Source organism: Cobetia sp. 10Alg 146, from assembly GCF_029846385.1.
In the GTDB taxonomy this organism is placed as follows: domain Bacteria; phylum Pseudomonadota; class Gammaproteobacteria; order Pseudomonadales; family Halomonadaceae; genus Cobetia; species Cobetia marina.
This window is the reverse complement of sequence record NZ_JARWKT010000003.1, coordinates 73,550-97,958: the sequence shown is the minus strand read 5'-3', so window position 1 is coordinate 97,958 and position 24,409 is coordinate 73,550. Positions and strand designations below refer to the sequence as shown.

Annotated in this window: 22 protein-coding genes and 3 tRNA genes; 13 read left to right on the top strand and 12 right to left on the bottom strand. The window is 62.5% G+C overall.

What is annotated here, in order from left to right; all coding sequences use genetic code 11:
- Nucleotides 1–279: 279 nt before the first annotated feature.
- Complete coding sequence (locus QD172_RS06455) at nucleotides 280–1,737, top strand: sodium-dependent transporter (protein WP_077374627.1); 1,458 nt, start codon at nucleotides 280–282, stop codon at nucleotides 1,735–1,737.
- Nucleotides 1,738–1,921: 184 nt separating this feature from the next.
- Here QD172_RS06455 and lapB read toward each other — a convergent pair whose 3' ends face one another.
- From lapB to QD172_RS06440, 3 genes are all read right to left on the bottom strand, one after another.
- The gene (gene lapB / locus QD172_RS06450; protein ID WP_084208132.1) at nucleotides 1,922–3,100 is read right to left on the bottom strand and encodes a lipopolysaccharide assembly protein LapB; all 1,179 of its coding nucleotides are present in this window, start codon (nucleotides 3,098–3,100) and stop codon (nucleotides 1,922–1,924) included.
- Nucleotides 3,101–3,406, bottom strand: a complete 306-nt coding sequence (locus QD172_RS06445) for a LapA family protein (RefSeq protein WP_077374623.1) — start codon at nucleotides 3,404–3,406, stop codon at nucleotides 3,101–3,103.
- 119 nt (nucleotides 3,407–3,525) lie between these two features.
- Nucleotides 3,526–3,822, bottom strand: a complete 297-nt coding sequence (locus QD172_RS06440) for an integration host factor subunit beta (protein ID WP_077374621.1) — start codon at nucleotides 3,820–3,822, stop codon at nucleotides 3,526–3,528.
- A 268-nt stretch (nucleotides 3,823–4,090) separates the two neighbouring features.
- Here QD172_RS06440 and QD172_RS06435 point away from each other — a divergent pair, with 268 nt between their 5' ends.
- Entirely contained in the window at nucleotides 4,091–4,366 is a 276-nt protein-coding gene (locus QD172_RS06435; protein WP_077374619.1) for a succinate dehydrogenase assembly factor 2, read from the top strand.
- Nucleotides 4,326–5,120, top strand: coding sequence for a hypothetical protein (locus tag QD172_RS06430; RefSeq protein WP_279855297.1), 795 nt, complete (start codon nucleotides 4,326–4,328; stop codon nucleotides 5,118–5,120). The genes QD172_RS06435 and QD172_RS06430 overlap by 41 nt, the downstream gene beginning before the upstream one ends.
- Here QD172_RS06430 and nadB read toward each other — a convergent pair whose 3' ends face one another.
- Both nadB and QD172_RS06420 read right to left on the bottom strand, forming a co-directional pair.
- The gene (gene nadB, locus QD172_RS06425; protein ID WP_279855296.1) at nucleotides 5,121–6,854 is read right to left on the bottom strand and encodes an L-aspartate oxidase; all 1,734 of its coding nucleotides are present in this window, start codon (nucleotides 6,852–6,854) and stop codon (nucleotides 5,121–5,123) included.
- The gene (locus QD172_RS06420) at nucleotides 6,851–8,119 is read right to left on the bottom strand and encodes an FUSC family protein (RefSeq protein ID WP_279855295.1); all 1,269 of its coding nucleotides are present in this window, start codon (nucleotides 8,117–8,119) and stop codon (nucleotides 6,851–6,853) included. Before QD172_RS06420 ends, nadB begins: the two co-directional genes overlap by 4 nt.
- A gap of 440 nt (nucleotides 8,120–8,559) precedes the next feature.
- On the opposite strand from QD172_RS06420, the gene QD172_RS06415 reads away from it, so the two are divergent.
- Nucleotides 8,560–9,957, top strand: coding sequence for a class II fumarate hydratase (locus tag QD172_RS06415; RefSeq protein WP_279855294.1), 1,398 nt, complete (start codon nucleotides 8,560–8,562; stop codon nucleotides 9,955–9,957).
- 140 nt (nucleotides 9,958–10,097) lie between these two features.
- Here the strand turns inward: QD172_RS06415 and glpD are convergent, their stop codons facing one another.
- A complete protein-coding gene (gene glpD / locus QD172_RS06410; RefSeq protein WP_084208136.1) occupies nucleotides 10,098–11,600 on the bottom strand; it encodes a glycerol-3-phosphate dehydrogenase in 1,503 nt (500 codons plus the stop codon).
- Between the two features lie 97 nt (nucleotides 11,601–11,697).
- On the opposite strand from glpD, the gene QD172_RS06405 reads away from it, so the two are divergent.
- Nucleotides 11,698–12,066, top strand: coding sequence for a hypothetical protein (locus QD172_RS06405; protein ID WP_279855292.1), 369 nt, complete (start codon nucleotides 11,698–11,700; stop codon nucleotides 12,064–12,066).
- Between the two features lie 80 nt (nucleotides 12,067–12,146).
- On the opposite strand, the gene QD172_RS06400 is transcribed toward QD172_RS06405, so the two are convergent.
- A complete protein-coding gene (locus tag QD172_RS06400) occupies nucleotides 12,147–12,929 on the bottom strand; it encodes a DeoR/GlpR family transcriptional regulator (RefSeq protein WP_279855291.1) in 783 nt (260 codons plus the stop codon).
- A gap of 420 nt (nucleotides 12,930–13,349) precedes the next feature.
- Between QD172_RS06400 and glpT the strand changes: the two genes are divergently transcribed.
- From glpT to QD172_RS06365, 7 genes are all read left to right on the top strand, one after another.
- Nucleotides 13,350–14,693 (top strand): glycerol-3-phosphate transporter, encoded by a 1,344-nt coding sequence (gene glpT / locus QD172_RS06395; RefSeq protein ID WP_077374603.1) that lies wholly within the window; start codon nucleotides 13,350–13,352, stop codon nucleotides 14,691–14,693.
- An 88-nt stretch (nucleotides 14,694–14,781) separates the two neighbouring features.
- Nucleotides 14,782–16,275: a glycerol kinase GlpK gene (gene glpK / locus QD172_RS06390; RefSeq protein ID WP_279855290.1), complete on the top strand. Its 1,494-nt coding sequence runs from the start codon at nucleotides 14,782–14,784 to the stop codon at nucleotides 16,273–16,275.
- A gap of 1 nt (nucleotide 16,276) precedes the next feature.
- Nucleotides 16,277–16,999, top strand: coding sequence for an MIP/aquaporin family protein (locus QD172_RS06385; protein ID WP_077374599.1), 723 nt, complete (start codon nucleotides 16,277–16,279; stop codon nucleotides 16,997–16,999).
- A 198-nt stretch (nucleotides 17,000–17,197) separates the two neighbouring features.
- Nucleotides 17,198–17,920, top strand: coding sequence for an aquaporin family protein (locus QD172_RS06380; protein ID WP_279855289.1), 723 nt, complete (start codon nucleotides 17,198–17,200; stop codon nucleotides 17,918–17,920).
- 302 nt (nucleotides 17,921–18,222) lie between these two features.
- Nucleotides 18,223–18,299, top strand: a tRNA-Val gene (locus QD172_RS06375).
- 37 nt (nucleotides 18,300–18,336) lie between these two features.
- Nucleotides 18,337–18,413 (top strand) — tRNA-Val (locus QD172_RS06370).
- Between the two features lie 40 nt (nucleotides 18,414–18,453).
- Nucleotides 18,454–18,530 (top strand) — tRNA-Val (locus tag QD172_RS06365).
- A 90-nt stretch (nucleotides 18,531–18,620) separates the two neighbouring features.
- Here QD172_RS06365 and QD172_RS06360 read toward each other — a convergent pair.
- From QD172_RS06360 to QD172_RS06340, 5 genes are all read right to left on the bottom strand, one after another.
- The gene (locus QD172_RS06360) at nucleotides 18,621–19,652 is read right to left on the bottom strand and encodes an alpha/beta hydrolase (protein ID WP_279855288.1); all 1,032 of its coding nucleotides are present in this window, start codon (nucleotides 19,650–19,652) and stop codon (nucleotides 18,621–18,623) included.
- 160 nt (nucleotides 19,653–19,812) lie between these two features.
- Nucleotides 19,813–20,301, bottom strand: coding sequence for a GAF domain-containing protein (locus QD172_RS06355; RefSeq protein WP_077374593.1), 489 nt, complete (start codon nucleotides 20,299–20,301; stop codon nucleotides 19,813–19,815).
- A gap of 204 nt (nucleotides 20,302–20,505) precedes the next feature.
- Complete coding sequence (locus QD172_RS06350; RefSeq protein WP_077375588.1) at nucleotides 20,506–21,324, bottom strand: MetQ/NlpA family ABC transporter substrate-binding protein; 819 nt, start codon at nucleotides 21,322–21,324, stop codon at nucleotides 20,506–20,508.
- 160 nt (nucleotides 21,325–21,484) lie between these two features.
- Complete coding sequence (locus QD172_RS06345; protein WP_077374591.1) at nucleotides 21,485–22,138, bottom strand: methionine ABC transporter permease; 654 nt, start codon at nucleotides 22,136–22,138, stop codon at nucleotides 21,485–21,487.
- Nucleotides 22,119–23,162, bottom strand: coding sequence for a methionine ABC transporter ATP-binding protein (locus QD172_RS06340; RefSeq protein ID WP_279855287.1), 1,044 nt, complete (start codon nucleotides 23,160–23,162; stop codon nucleotides 22,119–22,121). The genes QD172_RS06345 and QD172_RS06340 overlap by 20 nt, the downstream gene beginning before the upstream one ends.
- A gap of 622 nt (nucleotides 23,163–23,784) precedes the next feature.
- On the opposite strand from QD172_RS06340, the gene QD172_RS06335 reads away from it, so the two are divergent.
- Nucleotides 23,785–24,396: a riboflavin synthase subunit alpha gene (locus tag QD172_RS06335; protein ID WP_136938677.1), complete on the top strand. Its 612-nt coding sequence runs from the start codon at nucleotides 23,785–23,787 to the stop codon at nucleotides 24,394–24,396.
- Nucleotides 24,397–24,409: the final 13 nt, after the last annotated feature.

Here is a 24,409-nt window from a genome sequence, read left to right as displayed (position 1 = left end):
TTCCGCACTGATCCTCGCCCGGCAGGGACTTCCCTTGCCAAGCGCCTGCTCTGATGGTCGTTTCAAATGTTACCAATTAGAAGTGGCTGATGTAGAGTGGATGGCGTCGCTTGGTAATGGCGCTATCGCAGACGTTTTGCGAGGTGCTTGTGGGGATTTTCCACAGGAATCGCGGACGAACATCCTTCTTATCAGTAAAATGGTCTACGTGAGCACCCGAGACGGCAAGGCGTTGCGTCGATCACCACTGGCTCACAACAATAACTCGTAAGGTATTCCATGACGGCAAGACAGCAACCCAAGAATCTCTGGATCAGTCGCTGGGGGTTCATCCTTGCAGCTACCGGTTCCGCGGTAGGGCTGGGCAATATCTGGAAGTTTCCCTATATCACCGGTGAATATGGCGGAGGCGCCTTCGTGCTGGTGTATCTGGCCTGCATTCTCGCCGTGGGCGTACCCGTGATGATGGCGGAGATCGCCTTCGGGCGTCGTGGTCGCGGCAGCCCCATCGAGGCGATCGCCAACCTGGCCCGGGAAGCGGGGGCCAGCCCGCTGTGGAAGGTCTTCGGTTGGATGGCGATGCTGGCCGGCTTCATGATCCTGTCGTTCTATGTCGTGGTCGCGGGGTGGTCCTTCAGCTACCTGTGGAAGATGGCCAGCGGGTCGCTGTCCGGACATGGCGTCGCTGAGCTGGGCGGTATCTTCGAGGCTGGCAACGCCAATCCCTGGGCACTGGGTGGCTGGGCGACGCTGGTGACGGTAGTGACGATGCTGATCGTCGGGCGTGGCGTGCAGGAGGGGGTCGAGAAGAGCGTGCGCTGGATGATGCCGGGCATGGTGATCATGCTGTTGATCATGATCGGTTACGCCCTGACCTCCGGCAACTTCTCGGCAGGCTTCCACTTCCTGTTCGACTTCGATGTCTCCCGATTGAGCAGTGAGGGCGTGCTGGCCGCGCTGGGGCATGCCTTCTTCACCCTGTCGCTGGCCTCCGGCGCCATCCTGACCTACGGCTCCTATCTGCCGTCAGGGACCTCCATCGCTCGCACCACCTTCACGGTCGCGATCGCCGATACGCTGGTGGCGCTGATGGCGGGACTCGCGATCTTCCCGATCATCTTCGCCAATGGCATGGACCCGTCCTCCGGTCCGGGGCTGATCTTCATGAGCCTGCCGGTGGCCTTCAACCAGATGCCCTTCGGTCAGTTGTTCGGGGTACTGTTCTTCGCCATGCTCTCCATTGCCGCCTTGACGTCCGCGATCTCGATGATCGAGGCCACCGTCGCCTGGCTGAGCGAGAACCGCAACATGAGTCGCACCAAGGCATCGTGGCTTGCCGGAAGCGTGTTGTGGCTGGTCGCGATGTTCGCGATGCTGTCCTTCAATCTGGGCGCGGACTGGACCCTGGCCGGCAAGCACTTCTTCGACTGGCTGGATTACCTGACCTCGCGCTGGATGATGCCGATCGGTGGCATCGCCATGGCGCTGCTGGCCGGCTTCGTCTTCAAGAGCAGCATGTTGCGCGATGAGCTGGATCTGAGTGAGGGAGGCTACCGTATTTGGCTGTTCATGATTCGCTATGTCAGCCCGATCTGCATCGTGGCGATCTTCATTGATGCGCTTGGCGTGGCGGCCCTGAGTCTAGAGGACTGGCCGTATTTCCTGGGGGCCATCGTGCTGGCCTGCGGGGCAGGAGAGACGCTGTCACCGCGTCTGCGTGGGCCTCGCGTCGCCTGACATACCAGAGAGTCGAGGGCTTTCAGGCCCTGAAATGACGAGACGCCCCCGTCGCGAAAGCGGCGGGGGCGTCTTGCCTTCTGCTCGGGCGTGCTTGGTCTGACGTGCTTGGTCTGACGGGCTTGAACTGACGGGCTTGAACTGACGGGCTGGTTCAGATGAGCGAGTCACGGAACGCGGGGGCTCATTCGCCCTCCAGTCCGGTGATCGGCTTGACGGTACCCCAGTGGCGACATTTCGGGCATTGCCACAGCAGCATCGAGGCCTCGAATCCGCAGCGGTGGCAGCGATGGCGAGGGCGTGCCTCGATCAGCTGCTGGGTATGGCGCTTGAGCAGGCTGAAGCGCTGGGTCTCGCGCTCATCGGCATCCAGCAGGTACAGGTCGAGCAGATAGTCGACGCCCCGCAGGCTGGGGTGACGATGCAATTGCTCGCTGGCGAAGCTGACGGCGGCCTCGACTCCTTCCCGGCGCTCGATCAACTGGGCGAGACTGACCACCGTGGTGGTATAGGGGCCGCGCTCGACTTCCTGCTGCAGATAGCGCACCAGTCCGCTTTCGTCGTCCAGCATGTGGAATGCCTTGCCGAGCGGTTCGAGAATGATGGGAGTGAAGCCGGTGTCCTGACGCGGAATGCGCTGCAGCAGGCGAATGCTCTGTTTGTAGTTGGCATGCTCGTATTCGATCTCGGCCAGCATCCAGTTGGCGCGCACACACTTCTCATCCGTGGAGAGTGCCTGCTTGAGGCGTTTGCGAGCCACCGCCTGACTGCCTTCGAGGATATCGAGGGCCGCCAGTTCGCAGTGCCAGTGGGCGGCGGCGCGTCGGATGCCACCTTCCTGACGCAGGATGGGGTGCGCGACCTCGAGGGCAGCCTCCCATTCTCGCTCACGCTCGAGCAGGTCGATCAGGAGGCGTCGGCCAGCGCGACGATGGTCATCGTGCTGGGCCTGCTTGAGGAGGGTTTCCAGCAGCTTCTCGGCGCGGTCGTAGACACCGCTGCGCATGAAGTCGCGGGCCAGTTCCAGCTGAACGCGTTCGCCCTGCTCGCTGTCGAGGGCCGGGCGTGCCAGCAGATTCTGGTGGATCTTGACGGCGCGGTCGACCTCCCCGCGACTGCGGTACAGGTTACCCAGCGCGATGTGGGTATCGACCGTGTCGCTGTTGACTTCCAAGGCCTGTACGAAGGTTTCGATGGCGCGATCAGGCTGCTCGTTGAGCAGATGATTGAGGCCGACGAAATAGTCGCGGGACAAGGTGGCAGGGGCGGGAGTTTGCGTAGTGGGGCGACGATCACGTCGCCCCAGCCAGAACCCGATGGCAATGGCGGCCATCAGCAGTCCCAGCAGTATCAGGTCAGGCATTTATGCCACTTCCTTGATCTCCTGGATGCGCAGCTGGTCCAGTTCCTTGCGTTGCTGCTGGTTGCGACGCTGCGCGCGGGTCAACAGCGTGCGCAGGCGCAGATACATGCCGGTCATGGCGATCATGCCGAGCACGACGCCGATGGCCAGTGAAAACAGCAGCCACATGGAAAGTGAGGCAGCCGGCAGCTCGAGCCAGATGAGGTCGAGAGGCACGGTTTGCTGGTTGTGAACGGCAAACAGGATGCCGACCAGCAGAACGATCAGCAGGATCACGGCCAGAACGAGACCTTTTAGCCAGCGCATAACGGTTTCCTTGTCATGAAATGCAGTCGTGAATCATCGCCTGGCGAGTGTATCACCGGGCAAGCCGTGAGTCTCGACGTCAGCCGTGCGGCCTGAGGCCAGGCCGATGCCTTGTGGGCTCAGTAGCCGAGCGCGCGGCTGGCATCGACCTGTTCGCGCAGTTCCTTGCCCGGTTTGAAGTGCGGGACGAACTTGCCGTCCAGCTGGACGGGCTCTCCGGTCTTCGGGTTGCGTCCCAGACGCGGCTCACGGTAGTGCAGCGAGAAGCTGCCGAACCCGCGAATCTCCACGCGCCCCCCGTGGGCCAGCGCATCAGTGACATCATCGAGGATGATGCGAACGGCGGCTTCTACATCCTTGAGCGACAACTCAGGCTGTCGCATGGCTATCTGTTCGATCAGCTCGGACTTGGTCATCGGATCTCTCCATGCCTGCACCCTTGCGGGAAGGGTGATCGTGATGCGGCTGTCAGATGACCTCTTGTCGTCTGACGGACCCCCGCATCCTTGTGATTGTTATCTCCTCAGCATAATGGGCAAATCCTGAGAAAACAACGCACTACGAACATCATTGCCCATCACGACATGGATTGCCAATTCCTATCGTGGCAAAGGGTCAACGGATGCTGCCAGACTCCCCCTCGGGTATACTGCCGGCATTGATGTGACGACTGAGGTTCGGGCAATGGATGAGATGATTCGCAAGCGCCTTCACTGGCACTCCCGCCGCGGCATGTGGGAACTCGATCTGCTGCTGTTGCCTTTTCTCGAGCAGCGCTTCGATGCGTTGAGTGAGCAGGACAAGGCCCTCTACGTGGAACTGCTCGCGGAAGAGGATCAGGATCTCTTCGTGTGGCTGATGAAGCGGGATCCGTGTGGCAATGAGGACTATCAGCGCCTGATCGACATGGTGATCGCCAATGCAGAACATGGCGAACGCGATCAGTTCAAGGGCCTCTGAACAGGCCCTGCATGCTCAGGCGATTCTGCGCCTGATACTGCTGGCGTGCAGCCTCGTGCTGATGACGTGGCTGTTCGCTCGCCTGGCAGGACCTTCCGGCCTGGATGCCTGGTGGGCCTGCCGCACCCATGATGCTCTGCCTTTCGAGGCGGAGCATTGTGCTTTCTGGGGCATGATGCCGCCTTTGAACATCCATTCGGCCGTCATGGCCATGCTGGCCACAGGCGGGGTCTTGCAGGGGGTGGAAGCCTGGTGGTGGTGGCATCGCCGTGACCGGCATCGGAAGGTATGGTGGCTGGCGCTCGGGGCGGAGCCCGTGGGGGAAAGGGCGGAGCGCTCGGGGCTGGCCGCCATGCCAGAGGCAGAGGCAGAGACGGAGACAGGTGAGGAGGGCGAACTGGCGCACGACGAAGCCGAAGAGGAAAGCCCTCGCTCACCGGCATCACTCGACGAGACGCGCAGGCGGCACCCCGAGATGCGCCTTTGCTGGTGGTGGGCGGACGCGAACTCCGGTGGCTGGCAGCGTGTCGGCGTCACGCGCCTGTGGTGTTCGCCGCGACTGGTGGGCCTGCGCCTCACGTGCCCCGGTGAGCGCTCACGTACTCTGTGGCTATGGCCAGACAGCGCACCTCCAGCACAGCTGCATCGGCTGCGACTGTGGCTGCTGTGGCCACCTCTTGCCCACGACATGCCACGACAGCCGCCTGCCATCGAGCCGCTGATGGCCCGTATCGCGACTGATCGCCGCCAATGATCATCTGAGGTGAATCACGCTGTCACGCGCGCGCGGTGCCGGCATGGGGTAATCGCGCACGAAGTGGAGCCCGCGTGATTCATGACGTTGGTGAGCGCTGATCAACAACAGCGGCGCCAGAGTCAGCGCCTGATACAGGGCCAGGTGAGTGACACCTGCGCTGGCCCCTGAATGCCTGCCTTGCCGGGAGAGTTCAGAGGAATGAGCGCGCTCTGACGAATGAGGGGGCTCACAGGCCAGCCAGGCCGCCATCTGATCCAGTGCCGCTTCCAGTCCCTGCTGGCTACGCTCGATGCCCGCCTGCAGGCTCATCAGGCGCCGCAACGCCGTGAGCCGCTCATCCGCTTCGCGATTCTCCAGGCACATCACGTGCTGCCAGAGTGCATGCCTGTCTTTCAGCCGGGTCAATAGTGCCTGCTGGCGGGGAGGCAGCTGTCCTCGTTCAGGCAGCATGCTCGTTGTGAGCGCCTGCGCCACTGGCCAGGTGTCGGGCGCCGATTCGCGCTCGGTGAGCGCCTCGCCGCAGGCGCGCGCCTGCACCAGGCATTCCAGCAATGAGTTGCTGGCCATGCGATTGGCCCCGTGAAGCCCTGTACAGGCCACTTCGCCGATGGCCCACAGTCCTGCCAGATCACTCGCGCCATTCAATTCGGTGGCGATTCCGCCGCAGCTGTAATGTGCTGCCGGTACCACGGGAATCGGGGCTCGGGTGATGTCGATGCCACGCTCCCGGCAATGCGCCAGAATGGTCGGGAAGTGATGATGGATGGCCGCGGATCCCAGCGCACTGATATCGAGATTGACGTGATCCAGCCCGTGAGCGCGCATCTCGGCGAGGATGGCGCGCGCCACCACGTCGCGTGGTGCCAGCTCCAGGCGAGGGTCGTGATCCAGCATGAAGCGATGGCCATCGGGGCGCTTCAACAGGCCACCTTCGCCGCGCACGGCTTCCGAGATCAGGAACGGTGTTCCGGCCGGGTCGTACAGACAGGTAGGGTGAAACTGCTGGAACTCCAGATTCATCAGGCTGGCACCGGCACGCACGGCCATCGCCATGCCATCCCCGACGCTGGCGCTGGGGCTGGTGGCATGCGCAAACAGGCCGCTGGCACCTCCCGTGGCCAATACCAGGTCGCGTACCGTCAGCAAGCGTTGCTGGCCGGTGCCATCGATGACCCGCAGTCCCGCGACCTGAGCCCTCTTTACCTCGATGTCCACGGCGAGCAGGTCATCGAGCACCTCGATGGCAGGATGTGACTCGACATGCTGACTGAGCGTATCCAGCAGCGCCCGCCCCGTGGCGTCGGCCGCATGGATGATGCGTCGCCGGCCGTGGCCGCCTTCCCGGGTGAGGTGATAGGGATAGCTGGCATCGGCTTCGGCTGGCGTGAAGGGGACGCCAAGCCCGATCAACCACTCGATGGCCTCGCGGGAATGTCCGACGGTAAAGCGCACCGCTCGCTCGTTGCACAGGCCGTCCCCCGCGATCAGCGTATCGGCGACATGCGATTCCACGTCATCTTCCGGGGCCAGTACCGCCGCGATGCCGCCCTGAGCCCAGCGGCTGGCGCCCTGGGCCTCCCGCGCCGGACGCAGCAGCGTCACGCGGCGCGAGCGCGACGCGGATGACGGCTGATTGGCCAGGCTGAGCGCAAGGGTCAGGCCGGCCGCACCGCCGCCCACGATCAGGACATCGTGGTCACTGGTGGCAGTGATGTCATGCGCTGTGCTCATGCGTCTTTCCTTGGCGTGTCACCGGGCGTGGCGGCGGGCGAGCGGGAATGGGCGTCATCCCGGGTGTCAGGTGACTTCGCCTCGGGTGTCGGGGGCGTGCCGTCGCTGTCAGAGTCCTTGGGGACGGCTGTCTCGCCCGGGGTCGGGTCCTCCGGCAGGAAGATCCGGCGGGCATCACTGATCAGGCCATGGCCCGGCAGGCGCCGTTGCAGGCGCTCGCTGGGCAGACGTTCCAGCAGGGACAGCCGCTCCCCCAGGGCTTCCGTCAGGCGCGCGAGTTCACGATTCAGCCACAGATAGCCTGCCGGGCTGAACAGTGCACGTCCTTTGCGGCTCTCGACATTGCGTACCTCGGCGTATCGCTGCAGGTCGAACGGGGTCACCGTCAGCTCGATGTGCTGGCCGGTACGCACCTGGAAGGCCAGCGTGCCGAGGGCGCGAGCCAGTCGGTGCTGGGCATCGCGCAGGCCCTCGAGTCCTTCGATGAACTCATGACCTTCTCGCGTGTTCCAGTGGGTTTCCTGCAGCAGCTCGATGGTCGAGATCATGCGCCGCTCGAACGACAGGATCTCCTCGATATCACCGCGCTGGATCCGGCCTTCACGCACCACGGCATCCACCAGTCCACGCTGCTTGACCAGCTGGGCGGAGGTGGCGCGCACCAGATTGAGCGTTTCCTCGATGCTGGAACGCTCTGCATTGGTGTGGTTGTGATAGAGCCGCGCCAGCTTGTCGAGGTTGTCGGCCAGCAGGAAGCGGAAGACATCCGTCGCCTTCTGGGGCAGCAGGACCAGGCTGACCACGATACTGATCAAGGTGCCCAGTACCACGTTGAAGACGCGCCACAGGGCGATTCCGAGATCATGATTGCCATCGCCCACCACCATCAGCAGGGTGACGCAGAACAGCAGCGAGCTGTAGCCATAGCGATTGCTGAAGGTGGCATTGAGCGCCAGCGCGATGCCGACCATGCTCCAGATGGGCACCACGCCGGGCAGCGGGTCCGCGACCAGTATCAGGATCAGCCCCCAGAGTCCCCCCAGCAGCGTGCCGAGCAGGCGCTGCGAGCCCTTGTCGAGCACGCCGCCGACGTGGGGCAGATTGCCCATCACCATCACGGTGCTGACCAGTGCCCAGGAGCTGTGCGGAAGATCGAACAGCTCGATGATGCTGAAACAGAGCGTCAGGGCGACGGTGACCCGCAGGATATGCAGGCGCTGGCGGTGCAGATAGGTGAAGTAGGGATTGTGCGATAGCCAGTTCATGCCGATTCCCCCTCGCGAATGACAAGACCGGGAGTGAGCAGGCGAGTCGCAGACATGGCGGGCATCAGCAGCAGAGAAGTGGACATCGGGTGCCAGGAGATTCCGTCGACAGAGAATGGAAGAGGATGTCGTGAGTGATGCCGCCGCGCACCGGCGCAGGCAGGGCGCGGCGGACCACCGAATCGCCGCACAGTGTAACCGACCCCCACGAGCTCGTCACAGCGCTTGGCATGCCAGAATCACGTTGTCATCAGCAGGTTAGTGGCAGGTCGTGAAGGGCAACGCGGAAATCTGATGATTGTTATTGATAATCACTACCATCAAGTGGCTTGATTGGATTCCCCCAAGGCCCCACGTGATCATGGGGGCAATCCATTCACGCCTACCGGCAGCGCCAGTCACACGAGCCGCTGCCTGGTGTCATCACAGGGAGTCATTGCATGAGCAGCCAGACCCGTCGCGAACAGGACAGCATGGGCGAACTCGAGGTGCCGGTCAGTGCACTCTACGGGGCGCAGACCCAGCGTGCGGTGGACAACTTCCCGGTCAGCGGCCAGCCTATGCCGGCACCGTTCATCCAGGCGGTGGCGCGCATCAAGCTTGCCGCGGCAGAGGTCAATCTCGACCTCGAGTTGCTGGATGAGGCGCGTGCCGGTGCCATCGTCAAGGCGGCGCGCCAGATCATCGATGGCGAGCATGCGGATCAGTTCCCGGTCGATGTCTTCCAGACCGGTTCCGGCACCTCGACCAACATGAACGTCAATGAAGTGCTGACGCATCTGGCCAATGCCCAGCTGGAAAGCGAGAACAGCGACCTCAAGGTCGGCGCCAATGACCACGTCAACATGGGGCAGTCCAGCAACGATGTCATCCCGACGGCGATTCACCTGTCGGCGGTCATTGCAGTCACCGATACCTTGCTGCCTGCGCTGCGTCATCTGCATGACGTGATCGCGAGCAAGGCGGCGGAGGTCGATGATGTCGTCAAGACCGGCCGCACTCACCTGATGGACGCGATGCCGATTCGTCTGAGCCAGGAGCTGGGGGCATGGCAATCCCAGGTGGCACAGGCCATCGAGCGCATCGAGGAGTCGCTGCCGCGTCTCGAGCGTCTCGCCCAGGGCGGCACGGCCGTCGGCAGTGGCATCAACGCGCATCCCGAGTTTGCCGAACGCATGGCCAAGCGCCTTTCGCTTCAGACCGGGCACGCCTTCCGTCCGGCCGACAGCTTCTTCGCGGCGCTGTCTTGTCAGGATTCCGCGGTCGAGCTTTCCGGCCACCTGCGGACCTACGCCGTGGCGATGATGAAGATCAGCAATGACCTGCGCTGGATGAACTCCGGGCCGCTGGCCGGGCTGGGCGAGATCGAGCTTGAGGCCTTGCAGCCGGGCAGCTCCATCATGCCGGGCAAGGTCAATCCGGTGATTCCGGAAGCCGCCGCCCAGGTGGCTGCCCAGGTGATGGGCAACGATGCCACCATCGGCATCGCCGGTCAGAGCGGCAACTTCCAGCTCAATGTCATGCTGCCGTTGATCGCCAACAATCTGCTGTCCTCGATCACGCTGAGCGCCAATGTCAGCCGCCTGCTGGCGGACAAGGCCATTGCCACCTTCACGGTGCGGCAGGACAACATCGAAGCGCCGCTGGCCAGGAACCCGATTCTGGTCACGGCACTCAATCCGGTGATCGGTTACAACGAGGCCGCGCGTATCGCCAAGGTGGCCTATCAGGCCGGCCGGCCGATCCTCGAGGTGGCCGAGGAGGAGACGGATCTCGACCGTGAGACGCTGGAGCGCCTGCTGGACCCGGCCAAGCTGACCGAGGGCGGCATCCAGTAAGCGTGCCCCCGCAAGGCTGACAGCAAGCGTCAGCAGGCAAGAGACAGCAGGCAAGAGTCTGCGAGTAAACGACAGAAAGCCCGCCCTCCAGTCAGGAGGGCGGGCTTTCTGATGTCGCGAGCAGATGAATCAGCGATGCGTCAGGCGGCGTGCGCCATCAGGCGTTCCTTGAGGTACTCGCCGATACGGGCCTTCTGCTCATCGCTCAGGCGCAGGGTCAGCTTGGTACGCCGCCACACCACATCCTGTACCTCATGTGCCCACTCACGCTCGACCAGGTAATCGATCTCGGCGGCGCTCAGGCCGGCACCGAAGTCTTCGCCAAGCTCGGCTTCGCTCTTCTTGCCGTCGAGGAAGTGCAGGCACAGGCTGCCATAGCTGGAAGCCAGGCGTCTGGCGCGAGCCTCTCCCAGGAACGGGAAGTCGCGGACCAGCTGGCGAGTGAAGGCTGCGCGGCTCTCGATGTCTCCCCCCGGCAAGGCCTTCTCGTGGGTCCACGGCTCACCCATGTTGGGCAGCAGCGGCTTCAGATCTTCCAGCGCGGATTCGGCCAGCTTGCGATAGGTGGTGATCTTGCCACCGAAGATGGACAGCATCGGCGCGCCGCTGTCATCCAGGTGCAAGGTGTAGTCGCGGGTCATCGCTGACGGGTCGGCTGACTCGTCATCACACAGCGGGCGTACGCCGGAGAAGGAGGAGATGACGTCATCGCGGCTCAGCTTGCGCTTGAAGTGATGGTTGACCACCTCGAGCATGTAGTCGGTTTCATCGCTGGAGCAGGCTACCTCGGAGGGGTCGCCCTTGTAGCGCACGTCCGTGGTGCCGACCAGGCTGAAGTCTTCCTGATAGGGCAGCACGAAGACGATGCGCTTGTCCTTGTTCTGCAGGATGAAGGCGCGATCATCGGTATTGAGGCGCGGCACGATCAGGTGGCTGCCCTGGATCATGCGGATGCCGTAGCGCGGCGTGCGCTCGGTGGCACCCTTGATGAAGGACTCCACCCACGGTCCGGCGGCATTCACCAATGTACGGGCGTGGCGGGTGAAGGTCTCACCGCTGTCGATGTTCTCCAGCGTCAGCTCCCAATGCCCGTTCACGTCGCGTGCCCCGACGCAGCGAGTGCGCGTCATGATCTCCGCGCCTTGCTCCTGAGCCTGAAGCGCGTTGGTGATGACCAGACGCGCATCATCCACCCAGCAGTCGGAATATTCGAAGCCCTGGGTGATCTCGCTGACCAAGGGGCTCTGCTCACCGAACTTGAGCCCCTTGGAGGCTGGCAGGGTCTCTCGCTTGCCGATGTGGTCATACAGGAACAGGCCGGCGCGGATCATCCAGGCCGGACGCAGATGTGGCTGGTGCGGCAGGATGAAGCGCAGGGGCCAGATGATGTGCGGTGCCTTCTTGAGCAGCACTTCACGCTCCTGCAGGGCTTCACGTACCAGCCGGAACTCGTAGTGTTCCAAGTAGCGCAGGCCGCCATGGATCAGCTTGCTGCTGGCGGAAGAGGTGGCGCTGGCCAGATCATTCTGCTCGCACAGTGCCACGCTCAGGCCGCGCCCGCTGGCGTCATTGGCGATACCGGCACCATTGATGCCACCGCCGATGATGAAGAGGTCGATAAGTGCGTCGTTGTCGCGGGACATGGGCTGCTCCTGCACGTGCCCGGCGCTACCGGGGAGATCGAGATGGGGCGGCACCGGTTCGGTGCGCGTGATAAGTTTCGAAAGTGAACATAGCTTAGTGAAAGTCGAACATCAAGGTGATTCTTGTGGCATCTTGATTTTCGAAAGTGCGCATAATGGGCTCGAACAAGCGACCCGGCATTGCACCATGTTCAACCTGTTGTCCTGCCTGAACATTTTTCACAGTGTCGATGCGGGATATGACAGTCGGATGAAGATCTGCCTCTTCGCCCATGCGCTCGAGGCACTGGCCGATGGGCTTTTCTGCAGCCTGCCGGCGCACCGCAAGGCGAGATGCCCGATGCAAGGGGAGCTTGCTGAGCAGGAGGATGAGAAGAGAGCCGAGGAGGAGCAGGCTAGAAGAAGAGAAAAAGAGAAGAAGAGAAGAAGAGCGGCAACCCACGCCACGGCAAGACGCACGGCTTGACGTGGGAAATGACTCAACGATGAGGAAGGAGGTGGCGAGACGACAGGCGTTCCGCGTGGCTGGGCGCTCTGCGCCGTGGATCAGGCGTTCCCGGCCTCGTCGGATACCGCAACATGCAAGGCCACTTCATGCTGGTGCATCAGTCTCAGAATGTTTTCCGGAGGCTGGATATCCGTGAACAGCGCATCCAGCTGGCTCAGGTTGCCCTGACGCACCACGGCATTGCGCTGGAACTTGGAGTGATCCGCGATCAGGAATACCTGGCGCGAGTTGTGGATGATCGCCTGGGCGACACGCACTTCCTGATAGTCGAACTCCAGCAGCGAGCCATCTTCATCGATGCCGCTGATGCCGATGATGCCGTAATCCACCTTGAACTGATTGATGAAGTCGATGGTCGCCTCGCCGATGATGCCGCCATCGCGGGAGCGCACCATGCCACCGGCGACGATGACATTGAAATCCTCCTTGTGCTGGAGAATGGCTGCCACGTTGAGGTTGTTGGTGATGACTTCCAGTCCGTGATGATCACACAGCGCCTCAGCGACCATCTCATTGCTGGTGCCGATGTTGATGAACAGCGAGGCGTGATCCGGTATCTCGTTGGCGAGGGTGCGAGCGATGCGCCGCTTGGCTTCCAGGTTCAGGGTCTTGCGCGTGCTGTAGGCAGTGTTCACCGTGCTGGATTCAAGTCCCGCCCCCCCATGGACACGCTTGAGGGCACCGGCTTCCGAGAGCTGGTTGAGATCACGGCGAATGGTCTGCGGCGTGACCTTGAAGTGACTCGCCAGCTGCTCGATGGAGGCATAGCCCTGACGCGTGATCAGTTCGACGATGGCGCGGTGGCGCTTGGGCTGCATCATCCTGTCCTCTTGCTCATGTCCGGTGAAAAGACGTCTGCTCTGAACCGTCGCGCAGGCAACGTGATCCTGCGTGCGGTTGCTGCTCGACCAGGTGCCCCGTAGATGGTGAGGCGGGGCGGTGTGCCATCCAGAATGTTCGTTTGATGTTCTTTTTGATACATGCTCGCGGTGACGCCAGTGGTAGCACTGATTGACCTGGTGGGTGCAAGCCGTTGAAGTTATATGAAATCATGCATAACTTACTGAATAGCAAGGATTGTCATGCTCGTGTAGACAAAGGTCTAGCGAATATCGGTGCTTTTCGCATTGTGACACCGATGTGAAGCCTGTACTTTCGCATTCGAACACCAAGCGCGTCTGTCAAGGCGTCGCTATGCCCGTGTAGAGGTCGGTGTCGTAAAATCAGGAGCGAGCAGCAGAATGTACGGTTTATTCAAATCCGCGGTGCACGCCACACCGCTTCACGACGCCAAGGTAGACGACACCTATAAGCGACTGAGATGGCAGATCTTTCTCGGTATCTTTCTAGGCTATGCCGGCTACTATCTGGTACGCAAGAACTTCTCCCTGGCCATGCCTTCCCTGGTGGAGCAGGGCTATTCCCGTGGTGATCTTGGTCTGGCCTTTGCCGGCGTGTCGATCGCCTATGGTATCTCCAAGTTCGTGATGGGGGCTGTCTCTGACCGCTCCAACCCGCGTTACTTCCTTCCTGCCGGTCTTCTGATGTCTGCCGGCATCATGTTCCTTTTCGGTTTCACTGACTGGGCAACCTCCAGCATCGGCATCATGTTCGTGCTGCTGTTCCTCAATGGGTGGGTGCAGGGCATGGGATGGCCGCCCTGCGGTCGCACCATGGTGCACTGGTGGTCACAGAGTGAGCGTGGCCAGATCGTCTCGGTGTGGAACGTGGCCCATAACGTCGGCGGCGGTCTTGTCGGTCCGCTGTTCATTCTTGGCATGGCCTGGTTCAACGACTGGCAGTCCGCGTTCTATGTGCCCGCCGCGCTGGCCGTCTTCGTGGCGATCTTCGCCCTGCTGACCATGCGAGACACGCCGCAGAGCTGTGGCTTGCCTCCCATCGAGAAGCACAAGAATGACTACCCGCCGGGATACGATGAAAGCCACGAACAGGAATTCTCCACGCGGGAGATCCTGGTCAAGTACGTGTTCAAGAATCGCATGCTCTGGTACATCGCGCTGGCGAATGTCTTCGTGTATCTGCTGCGTTACGGGGTCCTCGACTGGGCGCCGACCTACCTGCAGGAAGCCAAGAGCTTCAGCGTCGACAAGTCCTCCTGGGCGTATTTCCTGTATGAGTGGGCCGGTATCCCCGGCACGCTGCTGTGTGGTTGGTTGTCCGACAAGCTGTTCCGGGGCAACCGCGGTGCGACAGGGGTGTGCTTCATGGCGCTGGTCGCCGTCTTCACCACTGTCTATTGGTTGAATCCTGCCGGTAATCCGGGAATCGACATGCTGTGTCTGGTCGCCATCGGCTTCCTGATCTATGGCCCGGTCATGCTGATCGGTCTGCAGGCGCTTGAGCTGGTACCCAAGAAGGCGGCAGGGACCGCGGCTGGCTTCACCGGCCTGTTCGGTTACCTGGGCGGCTCTGTCGCTGCCAGTGCCTTGGTAGGCTATACGGTAGATGCCTATGGATGGGATGGTGGTTTCATGTTGTTGATTGGCTCGTGCGTGATGGCGGTCGTCCTGTTGTCATTGACGATCTTCGAGAGCGCTCGCATGTCGGCACGCACCGCCAGCTGATTCCCAGCGGAAACATGATCATTCAAATGGCCCGCTGAGCGTGGCATGGGCGGGCCATCTTGTAACGGACTACCGGGAGATATTGACGATGACCAACCACATTCTGTCCATTGACCAGGGAACCACCAGCTCGCGCGCCATCCTCTTCGATCGTGAAGGCGCGGTGACCGGACTGGCACAAGAAGAATTTGCGCAACACTTTCCGAACAGCGGCTGGGTCGAGCATCATGTCGATGATATCTGGGGATCGGTGAAGCGCACCGTGCATCAGGCGCTGATCAATACCAATATCGGCGCCGAGCAGGTCGCGGCCATCGGGATCACCAACCAGCGTGAGACCACGATCGTCTGGGACCGCAAGACCGGCGTGCCGGTCTACAACGCCATCGTCTGGCAGGACCGCCGGACCCACGAGTACTGCCGTGAGCTTTCCGATGCCGGCCATGGCGAGATGATTCAGCGCAAGACCGGCCTGCTGATTGACCCGTACTTCTCCGCGACCAAGCTGCGCTGGATTCTCGAGAACGTCGAAGGCGTGCGTGCGCGCGCCGAGAAGGGCGAACTGGCCTTCGGAACCGTCGACAGCTATCTGATCTGGAAGCTGACCGGTGGGGCCCGTCACGTGACCGATGCCACCAATGCCTCGCGCACCTGCCTGTTCAACATCGTTGATCAGTGCTGGGACAGAGAGCTGCTGGCGCTGTTCGGCATCCCGGAATGCCTGCTGCCGGAAGTGCTGGATTCCAGTGATGATTTCGGCACCACCGATCCGCAGCTGTTCGGGGCGGCAATGCCGATCCGTGGCGTGGCGGGCGATCAGCAGGCGGCGCTGGTCGGGCAGGCCTGTTTCACGCCGGGTATGAGCAAGAGCACCTATGGCACGGGCTGCTTCATGATCATGAACACCGGCGAGAAGATGGAGCTGTCCAGGAACCGTCTGCTCACCACCGTCGGTTATCGCCTCAACGGCAAGCCGACCTTCGCCATGGAAGGCAGCATCTTCGTGGCCGGCGCCACCGTGCAGTGGCTGCGTGATGGCCTGAAGCTGTTCTCCGATGCCTCCGAGACCGAGCCGCTGGCACGTGCGGCCAGCGCCGATCACGGCGTCTACATGGTGCCGGCCTTCACCGGCCTGGGAGCGCCACACTGGGACCCGCAGGCACGCGGCGCGATCCTGGGGCTGACCCGAGGTACCGGCATCACCGACATCGTCGCGGCCGGCCTGCAATCGGTGTGCTATCAGACCCGAGATCTGCAGGAGTGCATGCTGGATGACGTCACCATCAATTGCGCGAATCTGCGCGTGGATGGCGGCATGGTCAGCAACAACTGGGTGATGCAGTTCCTCTCCGACATGCTGGGCGTGAAGGTGGATCGCCCGCGCGTGCTGGAAACCACGGCGCTGGGTGTGGCGTATCTGGCCGGCCTGCATATCGGTTGGTATGAAAGCCTGGAGGAGATCAGCGAGCTGTGGCACTGCGAGCGCACCTTCGCGCCGGAGATGGCGGAAGAGCAGCGTGAGCGCCTCTATGCCGGTTGGCTGGAAGCCGTCGAGCGAGTGAAGAGCGACGGAGGTCACTGACATGTGGACTGACGTCATGACGGGCGAGTTTCTCGGTTGCCTGTTCCTGATCCTCTTCGGCGGCGGTGTGGTCGCCAACGTGGTACTCGCGGATACCAAGGGCAACGGCTCCGGGTGGATCGTGATCACCACCGGCTGGGGATTTGCGGTGATGATCGGGGTGTTCGTGGCCGTTTCCACCGGCTCGCCCCAGGCGGACCTCAATCCGGCGGTGACCCTCGCCAAGTACCTGCTCGGGGTGCATGCCACCCTCATTGATGTGGCGCGTCATGTCATCGCCCAGATGCTGGGCTGCTTCGCCGGTGCGGTGATGGTGTGGCTTGCCTATCTGCCGCATTGGAAGCGTACCGGCGACGCTGGCCTCAAGCGTGCGGTGTTCTGTACTGACCCCGCGGTCGAATGCCGGTTGGGCAACATGCTCAGTGAGGTGATCGGCACCGTGGTGCTGATCTTCGGCATCGGCGCCATCGTCGGTTCCGGCAAGATCAGTGCCGGCCTGCTGCCGTATCTGGTCGGCATGCTGGTGTGGGCCATCGGGCTGTCGCTGGGTGGCGCCACGGGCTATGCCATCAATCCGGCGCGTGATCTTGGTCCTCGCATCGCGCACTCGCTGCTGCCGATCCATGGCAAGGGTGCCTCCGGGTGGGGATATGCCTGGGTGCCCATCGCCGGGCCGCTGGCGGGGGCATTGATCGCGGCCAGCATGTGGAATCTGCTGCTGTAAGCCCTTCTGTCGCAAGTGGCTGGAGCCACCTCGTCAGCTGTGGCAATGTAACGCCTCCTTCGCCCCGTCACTCGACGGGGCGAAGTCTTTGTGCCCGTGTGCCGACATTCCTGTCTGGGGGAGCGATGCCGCGACCTCTCTCGGGGCTGGAAGACACAGTGGGTGGTGGATGGGGACAAGTGACGGAGGTCATCTGGCATGTGGACTGACGTCATGACGGGCGAATTTCTGGGTACCACGCTCATGATTCTGCTGGGCGGCGGAGTCGTCGCCAATGCGATGCTGCGCAAGACCAAGGGAGCCGGTTCCAGCTGGTTGATGATCAATGCCGGCTGGGGCTTTGCGGTGATGGTCGGGGTGCTGGTGTCGATCTCGACAGGCTCTCCCTACGGAGATCTCAATCCAGCGGTCACCCTCGCCAAGTATCTGCTGGGCGTGCATGCAAGCGTGCTCGAGGTGGCCAGGATGATGCTGGCGGAGATGCTGGGATGCTTCACCGGGGCCGTGCTGGTGTGGGCGGCGTATTATCCCCACTGGAAGGTGACCCGTGACCCGCTGCGCAAGCGTGCGGTCTTCTGTACCGATCCGGCAGTCGATTCCCGATTGGCGAATGTCGTCAGTGAGGCGATCGCGACGGTGGTACTCGTCTTCGCGATCGGCAGCATGGTCAACAGCGAGCTGATCACTGACCGGGTATTGCCGTATCTCATCGGGGCGCTGGTATGGGCCATCGGTCTGTCACTGGGTGGCCCGACCGGCAATGCGATGAACCCGGCGCGCGATCTTGCGCCACGTGTCGCGCATTGGCTTCTGCCGATTCCGGGCAAGGGCAGTTCTGACTGGGGGTATGCCTGGGTGCCGATCGCCGGCCCCTTGCTGGGGGCGGCTGTGGCCGCGGGACTGCGATGGGTATTGTTTTGACGCCCCGTTGCCTTGTGATGTCGCTTGCGCGGCGCTGAGGGCGTGAAGACGTGAGGGCGTAAAGAAGTGAGGCGGTGCCGGCATGGGCTGGCACCGCCTCGCGCGTTCTCGGGGGAGGATCGGTGACCCCGGTGAGACGCCTGAAAGAAGGCGCATACGGCGAGTATCGCGATGCTACTCAGGCGAGAAATTTTTTTATCATCAGGGGGTTGCATCAAAACGGAAGATAAGTAGAATACGTCCTCGCTGACAGGGCAAAGCGCTTCGCACCACAAACGCTTCCCTCATTCAGCTGCTGACACAGGACCATAGCTCAGTTGGTTAGAGCGCCACGTTGACATCGTGGAGGTCGGCGGTTCAAATCCGCCTGGTCCTACCAGCATCGGCATCGATGGCAACATCGCGCCACTTGATACAGGACCATAGCTCAGTTGGTTAGAGCGCCACGTTGACATCGTGGAGGTCGGCGGTTCAAATCCGCCTGGTCCTACCAAGCAGAAGCTTCAAGTGACAGTGATTCATCAGCCTCATCCAGGACCATAGCTCAGTTGGTTAGAGCGCCACGTTGACATCGTGGAGGTCGGCGGTTCAAATCCGCCTGGTCCTACCAGATTCCAGAAAACGCCCGGCTCATCGAGTCGGGCGTTTTCGTGTGCGCGTCAGACACGCCTGTCGAGAAGCGCTGGCGCTGGCCGTGCTGTCAGGCAAGCGTGGTGTCGAGGAAGTCACCGGCTTCCTTGAGGGCGGCGTTGGCAGCGCTGAGCAGCGGTGCGAAGCCGACGAACACATGCGGCATGTCCGGCCACAGGCTGAGCGTGACAGGTGAGCCGCAATCCTGTGCCTGCGCGGCGTAGCGACGACTGTCATCGAGCAGGATTTCCGCCTCGCCGCATTGGATCAGCGTCGGTGGCAGGTCAAACAGATTCCCCTCCAGCGGCGAGATGCGTGGATCGCTCATGTCGGTACCGTCCTGCACATAGGCCATGCTCACGAAGGGCAGCAGATTGGGGTCGAGGATCGGGTCCACCTCGGCCTTGCGCGACAGCGAGGCGCTGCCCCAGCTGAGGTCGGTGGCGGGCGAGAAGGCGATCACCGCGTCCGGCAGGCGTTCACCTCTGGATTTGAGCGCGTTGAGGGCCGAGAGCGTGAGGTTGCCGCCCGCGCTGTCTCCGGCCAGCAGCAGGTGGTCATCCGGAAACTCGCGGCACAGCCAGTGCCATGCGGCCAATACGTCTTCCAGGCCTGCCGGGAAGGGCGCCTCAGGGGCGAGGCGATAATCCAGCGTGTAGGTCTCGGCGCGCGCCGTGCGGCCCAGACGACTGGCCAGCGGGCGATGACCGGCGGGGGAGCCGGCGATCCAGCTACCCCCATGCACGTACAGCAGGCGGCGAGCAGGTGTCGGTGCGCCGTCTGGTGCGGGCAATACCTCACAGAGGCGCTCGCCGTTTCCTCCCGGCAGCATCTCGAGGCGTGGCGTCACGCCGGTGTCGAGAATGCTGGCATCGGCGGCGAAGTAGCCTTCCAGCAGGGTGCGCTTGGCGCCCAGGTCATTGCCGGTACGTGCCGTGAAGGCCTTGAGGCGCTCGAGATGCGCGATGACCTGCTCGAGCCCTGCGTGGGCGTCATCGTGATTCTGGAGGGAGCCTTGCGCATGCGGGGCAGGATGAGCGATCGATGCAGATGAGGAAGGCGCTGAGGAAGGCGCGTCATGTGATGGCGACTGGGATGACATGTTCTGCTCCTGTCGGGTCAGAGAGCTCTTAACGTGTCATCTCGCCAGGGGCTGTGCAAGGGGCTTTGCAAGAAAGGCCTGACCCGCCGCAACGCAGACCGCCCGCCATGCAGGAGGCATGGCGGGCGGCAGGACATGATGTCAGCACCTGATGGGCGTATCAGGCGGGCACGCTGTCGAAATCGCTGGAGGCGATGAAGATCTCGACCAGGCGTTCGATGCCGGCTTGATCCTCTTCATCGAAGCGCTCGGGGCTGGGGCTATCCAGGTCCAGCACGCCCCACAGCACTTGCTGGCCGTTCTGCTCGATGAGAACGGGGATGACCAGCTCGCTGCGCGACGCGGCGTCACAGGCGATATGGCCCGGGAAGGCATGCACATCCGCGATGCGCTGAGTGGTGCGCTGGGTCGCGGCAGCGCCACACACGCCCTTGGTGAAGGGGATCGGGTGGCAGGCCGGCTGACCCTGGAACGGTCCCAGGTGCAGGATCTGCGGCTGACGTTGCACATAGAAGCCTGCCCAGTTGAGGTCCGCCACCGTCATGTTGATGAAGGCAGCCGTCTGGGAGGCGTTGGTCAGCCAGTCGCGAGTGTCGAGCGTGGCGTCCAGCTGGCGGGCCAGCAGTGAGTAGTCGGGACGAGTGGCCATGTTGGCTCCTGAGTGGATGGCGGGTTGATGCCGGTGACGCAGGGATGCGGTCGCGGGTCGCCTGTTTCAAGCACGCCCTGCGCGCGCGCTCTTGCGCCGCGTCGGCATCTGGACGTGATGGGGGGATTCATCAATCAGATGCAAAAGCGCCGACCTCAGGGTCGGCGCTTTGCGTCATGCGGCTGTCAGCTTGCGCTCGAAGGCTTATTTCCAGCCCGGTACCGCAGCGCCCTTGAACAGCTCTTCGGCCTTGGCTTCGACTTCCGGTGTCTGGTAGGCCTTGACCAGCTTCTGCACCTTCTCGCTGTCTTCATCGCCCTGGCGCACGACGATCAGGTTGACGTACGGGGACTCGGCGCCTTCACGGATCAGCGCGTCTTCCGGTTTCAGGCCAGCCGGCTGAGCGAAGGTGTTGTTGATGAAGGCCAGGTCGACGTCCGGCAGGATGCGCGGCAGCTGGGCAGCCTCGATTTCCTTGAACTGATAGTCATGCGGGTTCTTGGCGACGTCGATCGGGGTCGCTTCGAGGTTGTCCTTGTCGGTCAGCTCGATCATGCCCAGGTCGTGCATCAGGATCAGGGAGCGGCCTTCGTTGGACGGGTCGTTCGGCAGCGCGATGGTCGCGCCGTCCGGCAGTTCGCTGATGTCTTCGTACTTCTCGGAATAGGCACCGATCGGGTACACGAAGGTCTTGCCGGCGCTGGCGAACTTGTAGCCGCGCTCACGCACCATGGATTCCATGTACGGCTGGTGCTGGTAGGCGTTGGCATCCAGCGAGCCATCGGCCAGAGCGGCGTTGGGAGACACATAGTCGGTGAACTCGGTGATCTCGACGTTCAGGTCGTACTTTTCCTTGGCGATCTCGGCTGCGACCTTCATCACCTCGGTTTCCGGACCTGCGACGGTACCCATCTTGAGGGTGTTCTCGTCGGACGCGTCGTTGCCGCAGCCTGCCAGCAGGGTGGCGCCGAGCAGGGTGGCAGCACCGGCAAGGCGCAGCGGGGAAGAAAGCGTGGTCAGCATGTTGCGCATCGATGTTCTCCTTGTGATCCGACGTGACCGGCGGGGTCCGCGGGATGTTATGAGTGACGGCTCATTGTGATGAGCCGTCACGATACCGAAAGCCGTGTGATTTGTAGATCGAACGCCACTGGTGGATCAGTCGCCGCTCATGGAGCGAGGCTTACTTGTGGTTCGACTTGCGCACCAGATGGTCGCCCAGGCTCTGGAAGCCCTGCACCATGACGACGAGGATGACCACGGTCACCAGCATCACCATCGGGTCGAAGCGGTTGTAGCCGTAGCGGATGCCGAGATCCCCCAGGCCGCCGCCACCGACGGTACCGGCCATGGCGGAATAGCTGATCAAGGTGACCACGGTGATGGTCAGACCATTGATGATGCCGCCGCGTGCTTCCGGCAGCAGGACCTTGGTGATGATCTGCATCGGCGTGGCACCCATGGCCTGAGCGGCTTCGACCAGCCCCGGGCCGACTTCATTCAAGGCGCCTTCGATCAGACGGGCGACGAAGGGAATCGAGGCGATGGTCAGCGGCACGATGGCGGCATTGGTGCCGATCGAGCTGCCGGCGATCAGGCGTGTCAGCGGGATGATCGCCACCATCAGGATGATGAAGGGCACCGAGCGGCCGATGTTGGTGATGATGCTCAGCACGCTGTTGAGCACCGGGCGCGCGAGAATCTGGCCCGGGCGCGAGGTGTAGAGTGCCACGCCCAGCGGAATGCCGAGTGCCGCGGAGATCAGGCCTGCCACCGCGACCATGTAGAGGGTCTCGAGGGTGGAGGACAGGACGAGTTCAAGCAGTGCGGGTGACATGGCCGAGCACCTCCACTTTCAGGTCGTGGGATTCGAGATAGTCCAGCGCCTGCTGGGTCTGGGCGCTGTCGCCCATCAGTTCGGCGATCATCAGGCCCAGGGTGCGGTCCTGAATGGATTCCACCTTGGCCTGCAGGATGCTGACGTCCACCTGACACTCACGCGCAAGGCGCGAGATCAGCGGCGTGGAGACGGCGTCGCCACTGAAGGCCAGACGGACCACCGGATGGGTGTGCGGGCCGGGAGTCGCCTCCAGGCGCTCGACCAGTGCGCGTGGCGGTTCGAGTTCCAGGAATTCATTGAGGAATTCGCGGCCCAGGCGGGTCTGCGGGGCGGTGAAGAAATCGCCGACCGCCGCCACTTCCACCAGCTCGCCGCCGCTGATCAATGCGACCTGATCACAGATGCTCTTGACCACTTCCATTTCATGGGTGATCAGCAGGATGGTCAGGCCCAGCTTGGCATTGATGTCCTTGAGCAGCTCGAGAATGGAGGCAGTGGTCTGGGGATCGAGCGCCGAGGTGGCTTCATCGCACAGCAGCACCTTGGGGCGGCTGGCGAGTGCGCGAGCGATGGCGACGCGCTGCTTCTGTCCGCCGGACAGCTGGGCAGGATACTGGCTTGCCTTGTCGCTCAGGCCGGTCAGTTCCAGCAGTGGCTCGACGCGCTGGCTGATCTCGGCCTTGGAGATTCCGGCCAGTTCCAGCGGCAGGGCCACGTTGGCGAAGACGGTGCGCGAGGACAGCAGGTTGAAGTGCTGGAAGATCATGCCGATCTGGTGGCGAGCACGACGCAGGGCGCTGTCGTCGAGTGCGGTCAGCTCCTGACCATCGACCACGACACTGCCCTCGGTGGGGCGTTCGAGCAGATTGACGCAGCGAATCAGGGTCGATTTTCCGGCACCGGACAGGCCGATGACACCGGTAATGGCGCCCTGGGGAACCATGAGACTGGCATCCTTGAGCGCGACCACGGCCTTGTCACCACTGCCGTAAGTCTTGGAGACGTTCTTGAGTGTGATCATGGGGGTCCGAATGGTTAAGGCACCAACCGGAATGCGGGCGAAGGTCTGCGGCAAGCCGCCTGTTCTGCGTGTGTCGTGCACTGCGCCGAGAAGGGCAAGGCACGCCTGGCAAGAGGAGAGTGATCCAGAGAGGAAAAAAAGACCACCCAAGATGGGTGGCCATCAACGCTGGACACACCCTTTTAGCAGAACTTGCACCCCGGGAGACAGACTCTCGAAGTGGGCGCCCGCAATCCGGGTACAAATCGGCGCCAAACAGATTTGAGGCGCATTCTATCAGTCACCCTCGGGGTGTCAACGACTTTGGTCTGGCGTTGACGGTTTATTCGAACTGTCGTTCGATATGGCAATTTGCCGATACTCGCTGTCAGAGATGTCTTACACGCAGGACGCCTTGCCAGCCCCGTGGCGCAAGGCCAACCCTTGACAGCAGGCCTGCTCATCTTCGCTTCGCTCGATGGCGTGAAGGAGGCGTGATGGCTGCCGGCATCGAGTCCGGCATGCTAGGATTTCCCATCGGCATGTCGGATCTCGTGGTGTCATCAGTGCCCGGGTGTCATGGCCTGTCATCATATTCATGGGTTCCCGCTCTGCGGGAAGCAGTGCAAGGATAAGGAAGCGCATGTTCACCGGTATCGTGCAAGGCATGGCGGAAGTGGTCGCCATTGAAGAGCGTCCGGAGTTTCGTACCCATCAGGTCCGGTTGCCGCAGGGGTTGGAGCAGGGGCTGGAAACCGGGGCGTCAGTGGCGCACAACGGTTGCTGCCTGACCGTGACGGCACTCGAGGGTCAGCTGGCCAGTTTCGATCTGATGCGTGAGACACTGCGACTGACCAACCTCGGCGAGCTCAAGGTGGGCAGTCGGGTCAACATCGAGCGGGCAGCGCGCTTCGGGGATGAAATCGGTGGCCACTCCATGTCCGGTCACGTCATGGCGATGGTCACCCTCGATGCCATTGAAGCCACGGCTGACAATCGCCGGATCTGGTTCCAGGCTCCCGCTGAGCTGATGCGTTTCCTGTTCGACAAGGGCTATGTGGGACTTGACGGTGTCAGTCTGACCATCGGGGAGGTCCAGGGCACGCGTTTCTGCGTCAATCTGATACCGGAAACCCTTGAGCGCACCCTGATGGGTGAGCGCGCGGTGGGGGATCGGGTCAATCTCGAGGTGGACCCCCAGACCCAGGCCATCGTCGAGACGGTGGAGCGAGTCATGGCCTCACGGCTGGCATGAGGCTTGCAGGCTT